Here is a 12,849-nt window from a genome sequence, read left to right as displayed (position 1 = left end):
GAATCCGTTGCCCGGTCCTGACGGGCGACCCCTGATCTGGTGACTGGTGTCGCCTGTCCGGCTGGCCCGGCCCCCCGGTCCCGGTCGCCGTCGGTCATCGACCGCGGACACGACCGGGTCGATCTTCCTTAGGCCCCTGGTCGCCCGCGTCGGCACTACCTTAAATTCAAGCGAGCCAGAGTCTTCGACACGCACCTGCGGAGGTAGAGGATGCCTGCTCCGAACGACGAGAAACCCGAGGAGCCCGGTTCCGGCAAGGACCGCCGGGACTTCCTGAAGGGGGCCGCCGCCGCGGCCGCGCTGGGGGTGGGCGGGGTCGCGGCCGGCGGTCTGCTGGGCGGGCAGCAGGCCCAGGCCTTCCCCCAGCAGACCGGGCTGCCGCCGATCGGGGCGGAGATCCCGTGCAGCTGCCTCGCGATCAACACCCCGCTGCAGATCCGGACGTCGCTGGTCAGCGTGGATTTCCGGGGCGGGATCAAGGTCCGGGTCGACGTGAACCCGGACGACCCGGTCAACTCGGTGCGGCTGCGCGTCGTCGGGCACCGGGTGTCGGCCGAACTGCCCGGCGCCGCGGGCATGGACCAGGGCGGCGGCACGATCACGATCGAGCAGAACGACATCGACGTGGACGCCAAGAGCCTGCTCAAGCTGACCCAGCGGTTCCCGCCGCGCTACGAGCAGGTCATGGTGCTGAGCTTCACTATGACGATCGACCAGCCCGAGGACCTGCTGCGCCGGGCGGGCATCCAGTCCCGGAAGGCGTACGAGCCGCTGGTGCTGACCACGAAGGACCCGGCGCAGCTGGTCGGGAAGCTGACCCAGTTCCCGCCCCGGGGCGACCTCTACCAGTTGCAGAACCCGGTGGACCTGGTGCTGCCGGACGACCCGGACACGACGATCGCGACGATCCAGAAATTCCCGGTGAAGGTGGGCGGGCTCTGAGGCTCGGGCTCGCGGAGCGGCCTGGTCCCACTCGTGCGCGGGTGGGGCCAGGCCGCTTCTGCGGGTCTGGCGCCGTCGGATGCGGCGGCAGAGCTGCCTCGCTCGCGGCGCGGAATGGGCGCATCGTGGGGCACCGCGCCACGACAGCCGGATCGTCGACGACCGCGCGCCCCGCCGAACCACCAGACGCGCATCGTCGAATACGGCATCCAGATCGCCAACGCCTCGGCCACCCGCTAGCCAAGCCCAGCACCTGGCTACCGGATCACCGGGACAGGTATTCGAGCCCCATCCCCGCAAGCCGCCCGACTCACGGCCGAATCGGGCCGCTACGCCAGACCCGACACCGCCCGAGCACCCCGCCGATCACCACCGCTGGTCTCCCCGCCCGCACAACAGCCCACTTCACGCACCCGAACGCGAACCGGGACGCTCCATCAATCCCAGCACCGTCGAGCAGCGCACCACCGCTTCCGCGTCGCCGGTGAACGTCAGCTTCCCCGTCGCCAGCGCCTCGAACGGGCCGAGTGCCCCGGCGCCGATGCGGACGAACGTCGTCGCGTCGGTGCGGATGCTCAGCACTGGCGATTCAGCAGGCCCGCGCGCCGTGGTCAGGGAGCCGCGGTCGACGGTCAGGTGGAAGGTTTCCTCGTCCACCCTGAATTCGTACGTCTCCGCCACCTCCGGCAGCCGGCTCGCGTCTGCCATGGACTGGACGGCCAGCAGCGCCCAGTGCGGCCGCGTGACCATGTCGGCGCTCGGTTCGCCCAGCAGGCCGATGCCCCACTTCGACAGCGCCAGCACCGGTTCCCGCAGCTGTTCGCCCAGCGGGCCGAGCCGGTACGCGTGTCCGGCGCCGGTTTCGGAGCGCTCGACGATCCCGGCGGCGCTCAGCTTCTTGAGACGGTCCGCCAGGAGATTGGTGCCGATGCCGGGCAGGTCCGCGAGCAGCTCGGTGTAGCGGCGCGGGCCGAGGAGCAGTTCGCGCACGATGAGCAGCGTCCAGCGTTCCCCGACGATGTCGAGAGCGGCGGCGAGCCCGCAGTACTGGCGGTACTGCCGCTCCCCTCTTGCGGTGGTCGTCACCGCCCCAGCGTACTACTGGATTTTCAAGTACGGCGTGAGGGCCGTCCGGAGTTGCTCGGGGACGGGAACCGGTTCGAGTCCGGCGGGTCCGCGAGTCATGCAGGCGACGGCCTGGTGCCCGCGGGCCACGAGTTGCGGCACCGCGACCTCGGTCCGGTAGTAGTCGAACGCCATCGCGACCCGGTGGCCCTCGAGTTCGGTCAGGGTCATGCGCAGTTCGACGACATCCCCGGCGGTCAGTTCGCCGAAGTACTCGCAGCCGCAGCCGGTGGTGACCACGGCGAAGCCGTCGGTGAGCGAGGCGAGGACGTCGGGGGCGTGTTCGGCGAGGAACCGTTCCCGGCAATGTCCTTGCCAGCGAACGTAATGCGCGAAGTAGACGTTGCCGACGAGGTTGGTCTCCTCCAGCGTGACGGGATGGCGGTACCGGTACGCCGGGGTCACCGGGCACCGCCGACGGTGAGCAGTGCGATGGCGACTGGCAGCCGGTATCCGTCCACGGTGAACACCGCGGAGGCGATCCTGGCGCGGCCGGCTGCGAGGACGAGCCATCCTCCGTCGTAGGCTCCGGAAAGCCTTGCATCCGAAGGACTCGCGCTCACTTGCGTCAGGCATCGCGTCACGGTCGAGGCTCGTGCGGCCAGAAGCTCGGGTGGCTCGTCGCAGGGGCCGGAGATGACGCGGAGCAACCCGGCGTCTGGCGGCTCGTGTGGTTCGACGAACTCCCAGGCGCTGGCGACCGGGCAGGAGCTGTCGGCGTCCACAGTGAACGGTTCACCGATCGACACTCGCAGCGACGGATCGAGTCCGAGCGCGACGGCCGTCCGGGTGATCGCCACGGACAGCAAGGCCGGGGGCCAAGGCCGGTCGTCGGGCAGCGGACCGGTGTCGGCCAAGCGCAGGCCGGTCCATCGGACGGCGGGGCGGCCTTCCGCGTCCGTGGCCAGGACGTCCCAGGTGTAGCGGCCGTCGGCGGCGTGTTGTTCGGTGCCGCGGAGGTCCCATACGCCCGTCGCGCGCGGGTCGAAGTCGACGCGGTCGCAGGCGATGGGCAGGAGACGGCGCGTCGGGACGCAGGATTGCAGAACGTGCACGGTGGCGTCGTGCGCGGCTGGGTCGCCGAGCACCGAGGTGTACCAGGGTTCGTCGTTCGGAGTGATAGTGGCCTGACAGGACCATGGGTCCGGGACGGCCACCGCGGCGACGCGGCGGAACTGTCCATTGTGGAACAAGAGCTGGTCGTAAAGGTCGGCTGGTTCGATCCGGCCGCGATCGGGGACTTCGGGCGGCGCGGTGGCGTTTTCCGAGGGAGACAACGGGAAAGCGGCGCTGAAGTGGTCCACGAGGAAGCCGGATTCGGCGCAGCGCAGCACGGTGGTGACGACGTCGCCCTCCCGCAGCGCGCAGACTCGGACGACGTGCTCGCCGGTGTCGGGGATGACCACAGGCCGGTCGAATCTGACATCGCAGGCGGTCGTCAAGGCTCGGCCCGCGACTGTCGATGCGGCTTGCGCCAGGGCCTCGAGCCCGACGACGGCGGGCAGCAGCGCCGTCCCGTCGACGCGGTGGCCGTCCAGCCACGGGTCGGTGTGCAGGGAAAGCGTCGCGTCGGCGACGAGTTCGACGCCGGGATGGCCTGCCCGGATCCGCTGCAGGAACCGGCCTGTTCCCGCCGGGAGTTCCTCGCCGAGCCGTCCGTGCACTGACACATCGGCGGACGTCGACGGCGTGCGCAGCAGGCGCAGGAACAGTTCCGTTCCTTCCTCGACCGGGATCGGCGTGGCGCCGGAACGGGCGAGGGCCTGCGCCGCGCCCATGCGTTCGGCCATGCCGGTGCCCGACCACGCGGACCAGGCGAGGTCGAGCACCCGGCAGCTCGGCAGTTCCTGGGAGAGCCGTCGGGCTTCGGCGCGCAGGAGGCCGTTGGCCAGTGCGTAGTGGCACTCCCCCGCCATCCCGGCCGACCCGATCACCGAGCCGAACGTGACCAGCAGCTTCAGCGATTCGGGCGGGACAGCCGCGAGCAACGCGCGGAGCCCGGCGATCTTCGGGCGCAGGTGCGCGTGGACGCGGTCGGGTGTCAGGTCGGCGAACCGGGCGGGCTCGTTGATGCCGCTCGCGTGCAGCAGCGCGGTCACCGGCCCGGTTTCGGCGGTGAGCTTTTCCACGGCGAGCGCGACCGCATCGGGGTCGCCGACGTCGGCGGCCTCGTAGGCGACGCGGATGCCGTCCGCCCGGAGCCGGTCCAGATTGGACTGGAGGAGTTCGTCGGTCTCCGGGTGGGAGCGGCCGAGAACGGCGAGGGCGAGGCCGGTCGTGCTCGCCACTGCGTGCGCGCAGGCGTAGCCGATGCCTTTGCCACCGCCGCTGACCAGCAGTACGTCTTGGTCGTCGAGTGGTGTTTCGGCAGGCACCGCGGACACAAGCTGCTCGCGCGGTTCGTACCAGGTGCCGTCCTCGCCGAGGACCAGTTCGCGGAATCGGCCGGGTTCGGCGTGAAGCGCGGAGAAATCCGTCGCGTGCACCGGGATTCGGGCGAGCGTGATGCCGATCTCGGGATGTTCCTGGTGCAGCGAGCGGAAGAAGCCGCTGATCGCGCAGTCGTGCGTCACCACTACGAGTGCCTTGTGGCGCAATGCTTTTCGCGCGGCATCGAGCAGTGCCTCGACGTCTTCGGGGTCGGCGAGGCACACGGTTTCGGTCGGACGCCAGGGTTCCGGCCGGGCCGGGACCAGCGTCTCGGTGAAACAGCCGAGCCACGGCCGCACGCCCAGTGTCTCCGCGTCGGATTCCGCGCTCTCCGGGAGTCGTTCGATCTCCGCGATCACCTCGCCGACCGAACTGTCGGCGAACGCCATCGACACCGACGGCAGCGTCCGGCCGAGCGCCGACGCCGCCTCGACGACGAGCTGGGTCGCCCGCAGCGAACTCAGGTTGAGGTCGGCGAGCAGGCGGGCGTCGGAGCCGATGAGCGCCGCGTCGAGTTCGGTGGCTTCGGCGAGCAGGCCGGTGACCGTCGCGGCCGCATCGCGGGCCGGAGCGGCGTCCATGGCCTCCCTCGGCGCGGGGATCACCGACGGCGCCACGGAACAGGGGTTCGTGAGGAACTCCGGTTCGCGGTCGAGGTCGACGGGGCGCGCGGACCGTCCGGCGAACCACGGGACGAGACTCGCCGCTGCCCCGGCGGCGAACAGCGCGGCGGCGGAATCGGCGGCTGCGCGATCGCCGGTGTCCAGGCTGACCGTCGGGGTCTTCTGACCGGCCAGGGTGCTCAGGGCGCGGCCGGGACCCGCTTCGCAGAACAAGTCCGCCTCGACGGCCTCGACCGCGGCCCGGAACTGCACCGGCGCGCAGAGTTGCGTGACGAGCAGTTCGACGAGGTCGTCGCCCTCGGTCAGTTGCCGACCGTACACAGTGGACATCACGGCGCGGCGTATCGGAGAAAATTCGATGCTGCCGAGGAATTCGCGCCACGGAGCAGCGCAGGAGGCCATGGCAGGGCTGTGGAAACCGTGTGACACCGGAAGCCAGGTGACGCGGAAGCCGCGCCGCTCGGCCTCGCGCGCCACCACCCGGAGTTCGGTCACCGGGCCGGAAAGCACCTGCGACTCGACGGAATTGTCCGCGGCGAGCACGACGTCCGTATCTGCGCAGAGCGCTTCGGCCTCGCTCGTCGCGACAGCGAGCATCCCGGTGCCGGACGTGCCGTATTCGCCCATGATCCGCCCGCGTTCGACGGCCAGCCGTTCGCCGTCCTCCGCGGACAGGCAGCCCGCCCACGTGAGCGCGGTCAGTTCGCCGAGACTGTGCCCGATCGCGACGGTGGCGGTCACACCCAGTTTCTCGAGCCGGGACAGCGCCGCCTGGGACGCGCGGTAGATCGCCGGCTGGGCCAGCGTGGTGTCGGCCGGTTCCGCGCCGCTCGCCCCCTGTCCGGGGAACAGCAGCGCGACCCGGCCCGGCACGGCGTTTCCCAGCCAGGATCCTGGTGCCGTCGAGAGCTGTCCGCGCGCCAGCGACGGCACCTCGGCCGCCGCGCGGGCAGCGAGAGCGGCGAGTTCGGCCGGGGTTCGGGCGACGAGCGCGGCCCGGACCGGCCCGGCCGGGTCCCGGCGTCCGTAGTGGCAGGCCAGGTCGTGCAACTCGGCTCGCGACAGGCGTGGCGCGGCCTCGGCGATCCGGCTCAGCTCAGCGGCGACCCGAGCGGGATCCGGTCCGCTGACAGCGATGACTTCGAATTCCGGAGCCGGACGGCTCGTCACCGGCGACCGCACCGAGCGGGGCCGCGCCGGGGAACCCAGCACGACGTGGGTGTTGATGCCGCCGAAGCCCATCGCGCTCACCCCGGCGAACCGGCGGCCGTCCGGCCAAGGCTCTGGAGCGCGCAGCACCCGCAGGGTCTCCCCGAGCGCCGGATGCGGCGCCGCGCAGCCGGTGGTCGGCGGCAGAAGCCCGGACGACACGCTCAGCGCGGCCTTGACCACCCCGGCCGCGCCGGCGGCCGCCTTGGTGTGCCCGATGTTCGCCTTGACCGAACCGAGCGCGGCGGCCGAACCGGCTCCGGACCGGGCCCGGTTCAACGCGGTCAGCTCCACGACGTCGCCGACCGCCGTCCCGGTGCCGTGTCCCTCGTACAGCCCGATCTCGGCGTGTTCGACCCCGGCCATCTCGCCCGCCCGGCGCAACGCGAGCAGCTGCCCGTCCGCCTCGGGCCGGGTGATGCCGCCGCGGCCGTCCGAGGAGACGCCCCAGCCGAGGATTTCCGCGTACACCGGCAATCCCGCCGCCCGGGCGTCTTCGGCGCGGGCGAGCGCGAGCATCCCGCAGCCCTCGCCCGGCCAGAATCCGGCCGAACGCTCGTCGTAGATCCGCATTTCCTCGGCGGCGAGCGCGCCGGTCTTGGCGAATCCGACCAGCTCGAACGGGTCCAGCGACAGGTCCACTCCCCCGGCCAGCGCGAAGTCGGCTCCTCCGTCTCGGAGCGCCCGGCAGGCGGTGATCACGGCGAGCATCGACGACGCGCACGCACCGTCCACTGTGTACCCGCCGCCGTGGAAGCCGAAGTGGTTGCAGATGCGGCCCGCGATCGTGTTGGCGAGACTCCCCGCCAGCGTCTCGTCCCCCACTTCGGGAAACGCTGCCAGGTAACGCTTTTCGACCGCGGCGAGGTCCACGTCGTCGAGCGTCGCGCGCAGGACGTCGCGGACATAAGGCCAGCGCAGCCGCAGCGCCCGGGCGCGGGTGACTTCGCCGGTCAGGCTGTTGCCGACGATGACGGCTACCCGATCGGCGTCCAGGCCCACACCCGACGGATGCCCCGCGTCGGCAAGCGCGCGGTCCGCGGTCTCCAGCGCCAGCCAGTGCGCGGGGTCGGCGGCACGGAACGTCGAGCCGGGGATCCGGAACGCTTCCCGGTCGAACTCCCAGTCCGCCAGCACTGCGGCCTGGGTGCTGTAGGTCCGGTCCGGGACGCTCGCGTCGGCGCTCCAGTAATCGGCGAGGTCGAGCCGGCCCGGCGGCAGCCGCCGGAACGCGCGGCGTTGGTGGAGCACGGTTTCCCACAGCTGGGCCGGGCCGTCGGCGTCCGGGTAGCGGCAGGCCATCCCGACGATCGCGATCGGCTCGCCGGGTTCGCGGCGGGTCACGCGGGTTCCCGGGCGGGCACCGGATCGGCGGCAGTGCGCTGTGCCGGAACCAGGACAGTCCACTGAGGACTCTTGCGGGCGGCGACCGCGAGCACCACAGCGCGCAGCGCGCAAGTGATCGTCAACGCGAAGAACAGGCCGAAGACGACGTGGAATTGCACCAGCACGCCGTAGACCGCGGCCGTGGCGAGACCGAAGCAGACCTGGTTCCGACGGGACGACGGCGTCGTGCCGGGGTCGGTGATCATGTAGTTGGTGAACAGGACGAACGCCGTCCCGGTGATCGGCAGCACCGCGCTGACCAGCGAAATGTCGGTGAACAGCGCGCGCAGCACGGCTTGGCCGAGGAAGCCGCCGACCCAGCCGAGGATCAGCGGCACCTTGCCGGTGAGCTTGGCGTTCAGCATGGTCCCGGCGATGAGCAGCAACGCGGGCACGACCGCGCCCCACCAGCCGGTGACCCATTCGGTGAACTCGTACGGCGGCGCGATGCCGACCCAGCCGAACAGCAGCAGGACCACCACGATGCCGACGTTGCTCGGGTTCAGCACGTGCCTGCTCTTGCCGCCGATCCGCACCCGCACGAGGTACTTCGAGGCGACGCCGACGACGGAGGCGAGCACGGTCGGCATGAACCGGTCGTTGGCGTACAGGAGCATCGCGCACGCCATGCCGGTGATGTAGGCGGGAAGCAGGAAGTCGGCCACCGCGCCCGGTTTGCCGAGGTACCGGGGCCGGCGCCCGGCGGTCGCGGACTCCACCGACTCCAGCACGATCTCCGCGCTCAGCGCGGCGAACACGGCGACCACCGGCGTGAGATACGCCTGTTCGAAGCCCAGCACGGTGTGCCCGAGCACGGTCAGCACGGTGATCGACGCGCCGAACCGGCGCAGGGCGGCGGAACGGCGTTCGCTCGGCGACTTGGTCACCGGTCCTCCTCGATGGTGCCGTCGGGGTTGAGGCGCAGCTGGTGCCAGCCGGGCGGAAGCGTCACCGAACCGTCGTGCCGGTGTCCGCAGCCGTCCCGCCACGCCACGCGGACCGGTACGGAGGACGGCGGTTCGCTGCCCAGGCCGAAGTGCAGATCGGGAGCGTTGACGCCGTTGTGCCCGTTGGCCGGGTACACCTGCTGCAGCCGCTTCCCGCCGCCCGGCGCGGCGACCTCCGCTTCGGCCCCGATCGCCGGCGACGTCGGCCCCGGCGCGTTCGCGCGGCACGCGTTGTCGCCGACGGGTTTTCGCAGGCGCAAGCCCAGGAAAGCACCGGCTGGCGAGGTGTTGCGGTACAACGTGGACGGTGCCCATTGGTTGGCGACGACGAAGTCGAGCCGGCCGTCTCCGTCGACGTCGCCGACCGCGAACGAGCGGCTGACCGCGTCGGTGCCGACCCCGACCTGGTCCGCGACGTTCACGTAGCGGCCGTCCGAGCCGCGCGCGAAGAACGTGTTGCGGTCGTGTCCGGACAGGTCGGTTCCCTCGGTGAAACGCGGCCACAGCGCGGGATGGCTCAGCACGAGGTCGTTCGACATCGCGGTCTCCTGCAACTGCGCCCACCGGTTCACCTCGCCGGCGACGAAACCGGTCGCGTGCATGACTTCCTCGGAACCGGAGTTGCCGAAGTCGGCGGCTTTGACGTCCCACGACCATCCGGTGCGGGACAGGCCGAGGTCCTCGCTGTGGTCGTCGTAAGGTGCGACGCCGTTGCGCAGCTGGTCGGCGGTGTCGGCGCGGTCCGCGGTGGACTGGTAGGCGAAGTTGCTTTCCTGCAACGCGTACGGCTCGGTGATGTTGCTGACCAGGATGTCCGGGACGCCCTTCGCGTCGAGGTCGGCGAAGGCCACGCCCATGCCCTTGAACGAATCGTTGCCCAGCACCTTCGACTTCGGCGTCGTCGCGTGCCGCGTGCCGGTCGCCGTGCGGAACGCCGCATGGCCGGGGGTGGATTCGTTCACCAGCAGGTGGTCGGGGCCGAAGTCGTTGGCCACGTAGAGATCCGGCCGTCCCCGGCCGCCGATGTCCTGGGCGGCGAGCGCGAGCGCCCACCCGGTCCGCGTGCCCGGCGGGAAAGCGTCGGGCTCCTCGGCGAACCGGCCGGCTCCGGCGGAGCGGAACAGCCGGAGCGTGCCCCCGTTCACGGCGTGGGACAGCGAATCGTTCATCACCAGTTCGGGCTGGTGCGCGGTGGGATCGAGCACCCGCGCGCCGTCCGGGAAGTAATTGCCGAACACGAGGTCGGTGTGCCCGTCGCCGTCGAAATCGCCGATCGTGGCGGCGTTGGTGTTCCAGACCTGCCACGGGCTGACCAGCTCGCGCGGCCGGAACGCCGCCGCCGACGGAGTGTTCCCCGGGAGTCGCTCGAAGATGACGGGGGAACGGCCCCAGTAGTAGACGATGACGTCCTGGCGGCCGTTCTCGTCCACGTCGGCGGGAAGGCAGCCCATCGGGGCCGCGAAGGACGGCATCTCCAGCCCCGACGGGACCAGGGTGAACGGCTGGTATCGCGCGCCGGTGCCGGGCGCGGGTTCGACGGTGACGGTGTCCGTGCGGGGATCCACCAGGCAGACGTCGTGCGCGACCGGGCCGCCGTCCGCGGCGAACAGCGCGGTCGCCGCGCCCACGGAGGAGATCCAGGACCGGATCTGCTCATAGGCCGGCGCGACGGTCCGCACGTGCCGTCCGCCGGGTGCGTTGTCCGGGCTGACCTGGGCGGCGGTGAACGAAAACTGGTGCGCCAGATCGGTTTCCTCCGCTGCGGACGGCTGCGGGACGACCGTGAACGCGAACACCGCCGCGCAGCCGAACAGCGCGACCAGGCGGGCCAGATGCCGGCGCAGAAAGGGTCTCATCGGCTCTTCCTCTCCCAGAGATACCGGATTTCCGCGCGCCATCGCTGGTAGTGCGCGAGCGTGGACGGGTAAGGCGCGCACTGTCCGAGCGCCAGGACGGTCCAGTCCGCGGCGACGTCGGTACTGGCTCCGGCCAGCACTTCCGCCGCTTTGTCGGTGTGCGCGGGCACGATCCCGCTGACCCGCCGCGCGGCGCAGGCGAACGCGCACCCTTGGGCCAGGTGCGCGCGGTACGTGCCGGACAGGTCGGCGAGCCGGGCGAGTTCGGCGGCGTCGGCGCCGCCCGCGTAGGTCGCGGCGAGGCCGATGCCGCTCCACAGGTCCGCCTGCCGTCCGGCGGGGAACTCGGCGATCCGCAGGGCCACCCCGTCGGGGTCGGCGCATTCGCAGAACCACAGCGCCCGGCCGAGCCCTTGGTCGCGGACCTGCCGCGGTCCGCGGCCGATCCCGGGTTCTACGCGACGGCGTCCGACGACCCGGTCGGTGTGGAAAAAGCCTTGGTGGAAGCCGTATCCGTCCCAGGCCAGCCAGCGCAGCAACGGATCCGTCGCCGTGCTCCGGAAGGGGCGCAGCCGCAGACGGGCGCAGGCCCAGCCGACGCCGACGTGCACGAGGTGCGGATACTCCGCGGCCGGTCCGTTCAGCAGCGCCCCGAGCCGGCCGCGCCGGAGCGGGAGGAGCACGTCCAGCAGGGCACAGCCCATTCCCGCGCCCTCGAACGCGAACCCGCGCAGTTCCGGTTCGAGCGCGGACACCTGCTGGCCGAGGACGGCGGGGTCCGGTTCGATCGAGGCGTTCAACCCGGTCAGGAAGGCACGTCCGGCCGATTCCAGGACGCCGCGAGCCGGGCCGGGGCGCAGCCGGAACCGGCGCAGGCCGAAGTCGACCTGCCGCGGGTCCTGGCGCAGCGCCCGGGCCACGATCCCGGCGCTCACCTCGCTTCCCGCGGCGCGGCCACGACGTGTTCCATCAGGGCGGTGACCAGCATCGGCCGGGCCTCCCGCTGGAAGTCGACGTCGGGATGGAATTCCCGGACGCTGCCCTCCAGCACCAGCAGGGACAGGATCGGGAACACGAACTGCGGGTCGGCGTGGAGGCCGTGCCGTCGCTGGATGTCGAACAGCTTGGCAGCGAAGGAAACCAGGTCGAAATCGGCGGCGTTGCGTCCGGTGTGCTTCTCCACCAGCGCGGCCAGCTCCGCGCGGAACCCCTCGGTGTCGCAACCTGGCGGAGCTTTCGCCGTCGACAGCACAATGTCGGCGCAGGCCTCGCCGTCGCCCTGGCTCATGCAGTAGAAGAAAGCGGCGAACTTCTCCCGCGCGGACTCCGACAGCCGGACGGTGAACCCCGCGTCCAGGATCACGATCGAACCGTCCTCGCGGAAGTAGAGGTTGCCCGGGTGCAGGTCGCAGTGCACCACTCCGTCCAGGAAAAGCATCCGGTAGACCGCGCGCAACGCCCGCACGACCGCGTTCCGGCGCTCTTCCTCGCCGAGATCCTCCGGACGGCGGCGCACCAGCCCGTCGAGGAAGTCCATCACCAGAACGTCCTCAGTGGACAGTCCGGGATGGATACCGGGAACGGTCACTCCGTCTGCGGTGCCGAGTGCTTCCCGGAAGCCTTCGAGCCGCTCCGCTTCCCTCGCGAAATCCAGTTGCGCGCGAATGCTTTCGGCGAGCTGCGCCGCGACGGCGGCGACCGGCACGCCCCGCAGCATCGGCAGCCTCGCCGCCAGCCCGGCACCTCGTTCCAGCATCGCGAGGTCAGCCGACAGCGACCAGACGATGCCCGGCCGGCGCACCTTCGCCGCGACCGCCCGGCCGTTCGGGAGCACCACCCGGTACACGCAGGCGATGCTGCCCGCGCCGACCAGCTCCGGCTCACCCGCCCCAAGCCTCAGCGCGGGCGGCATCGTGCGCGGCGGGACCGGACGAACCTGGTCGTGCAGCCGGGAAAGCGCGCGGCACACCCGAGGCGGCAGGATGTCCGCTCGCGTGCTCAGAAGCTGGGCGGCCTTCACGAACGCAGGACCCAGCGCCACGACCGTGTCCGCCAGCCAGACGTCTCGCTCGAACCGTTCGCCGCGCAGCCACGCCGCCGCTGTCGCCGGTCCCAGCAGCAGCGACCGCCCGGCGAGCACCGCGAACGCACGTGCGGTTCGCAGCACCACCGTGCCACCCCTCGAAAACGTCATCTCTCCCCTTCGCCGCCTGGGCTGGATGCCCGACAACCGACGTTACAACCGGTAGTGCGAGATGTGCTCCGAGTGACCACAAGACCATCCGTTTCAGCGAAACCGGGGCGGAAACACTCGGCCGGGCAAGGTGTTTC

At 71.3% G+C, this 12,849-nt stretch carries 8 protein-coding genes; 1 reads left to right on the top strand and 7 read right to left on the bottom strand.

Features of this window, described 5'->3' with window-relative positions; translation table 11 throughout:
- The first annotated feature begins 210 nt into the window (after window positions 1-210).
- Entirely contained in the window at window positions 211-942 is a 732-nt protein-coding gene (locus ABD156_RS15855) for a twin-arginine translocation signal domain-containing protein (protein ID WP_344273031.1), read from the top strand.
- Window positions 943-1,347: 405 nt separating this feature from the next.
- Here the strand turns inward: ABD156_RS15855 and ABD156_RS15850 are convergent, their stop codons facing one another.
- Genes ABD156_RS15850 through ABD156_RS15820 form a run of 7 tightly spaced genes read right to left on the bottom strand, consistent with a single transcriptional unit; the run spans window position 1,348 to window position 12,712 of the window.
- Window positions 1,348-2,028, bottom strand: coding sequence for a winged helix-turn-helix transcriptional regulator (locus ABD156_RS15850; RefSeq protein WP_344273028.1), 681 nt, complete (start codon window positions 2,026-2,028; stop codon window positions 1,348-1,350).
- A 12-nt stretch (window positions 2,029-2,040) separates the two neighbouring features.
- Window positions 2,041-2,472, bottom strand: a complete 432-nt coding sequence (locus ABD156_RS15845; protein ID WP_116201763.1) for an acyl-CoA thioesterase — start codon at window positions 2,470-2,472, stop codon at window positions 2,041-2,043.
- Window positions 2,469-7,673 carry an SDR family NAD(P)-dependent oxidoreductase gene (locus tag ABD156_RS15840; protein ID WP_344273024.1) on the bottom strand — a complete coding sequence of 1,735 codons (5,205 nt, stop codon included), beginning with the start codon at window positions 7,671-7,673 and terminating at the stop codon, window positions 2,469-2,471. The genes ABD156_RS15845 and ABD156_RS15840 overlap by 4 nt, the downstream gene beginning before the upstream one ends.
- Complete coding sequence (locus ABD156_RS15835; protein ID WP_344273021.1) at window positions 7,670-8,602, bottom strand: enediyne biosynthesis protein UnbU; 933 nt, start codon at window positions 8,600-8,602, stop codon at window positions 7,670-7,672. The genes ABD156_RS15840 and ABD156_RS15835 overlap by 4 nt, the downstream gene beginning before the upstream one ends.
- Window positions 8,599-10,518 (bottom strand): CRTAC1 family protein, encoded by a 1,920-nt coding sequence (locus ABD156_RS15830; RefSeq protein ID WP_344273018.1) that lies wholly within the window; start codon window positions 10,516-10,518, stop codon window positions 8,599-8,601. The genes ABD156_RS15835 and ABD156_RS15830 overlap by 4 nt, the downstream gene beginning before the upstream one ends.
- Window positions 10,515-11,453: a DUF1702 family protein gene (locus ABD156_RS15825; protein WP_344273015.1), complete on the bottom strand. Its 939-nt coding sequence runs from the start codon at window positions 11,451-11,453 to the stop codon at window positions 10,515-10,517. Before ABD156_RS15825 ends, ABD156_RS15830 begins: the two co-directional genes overlap by 4 nt.
- Window positions 11,450-12,712, bottom strand: a complete 1,263-nt coding sequence (locus ABD156_RS15820) for an ABC1 kinase family protein (protein ID WP_344273012.1) — start codon at window positions 12,710-12,712, stop codon at window positions 11,450-11,452. The genes ABD156_RS15825 and ABD156_RS15820 overlap by 4 nt, the downstream gene beginning before the upstream one ends.
- Between the last annotated feature and the right edge of the window lie 137 nt (window positions 12,713-12,849).

The organism is Amycolatopsis albidoflavus (assembly GCF_039525725.1).
GTDB classification, from domain to species: Bacteria; Actinomycetota; Actinomycetes; order Mycobacteriales; family Pseudonocardiaceae; genus Amycolatopsis; species Amycolatopsis albidoflava.
This window is presented reverse-complemented; position numbering and strand designations above follow the sequence as displayed.

What these genes read in the sequence shown, in the direction of transcription:
- ABD156_RS15855 (WP_344273031.1), top strand. Translation starts at nt 211, where the DNA reads ATGCCTGCTCCGAACGACGAGAAACCCGAGGAGCCCGGTTCCGGCAAG.
- ABD156_RS15830 (WP_344273018.1), bottom strand. Translation starts at nt 10,518, where the DNA reads ATGAGACCCTTTCTGCGCCGGCATCTGGCCCGCCTGGTCGCGCTGTTC.
- ABD156_RS15820 (WP_344273012.1), bottom strand. Translation starts at nt 12,712, where the DNA reads ATGACGTTTTCGAGGGGTGGCACGGTGGTGCTGCGAACCGCACGTGCG.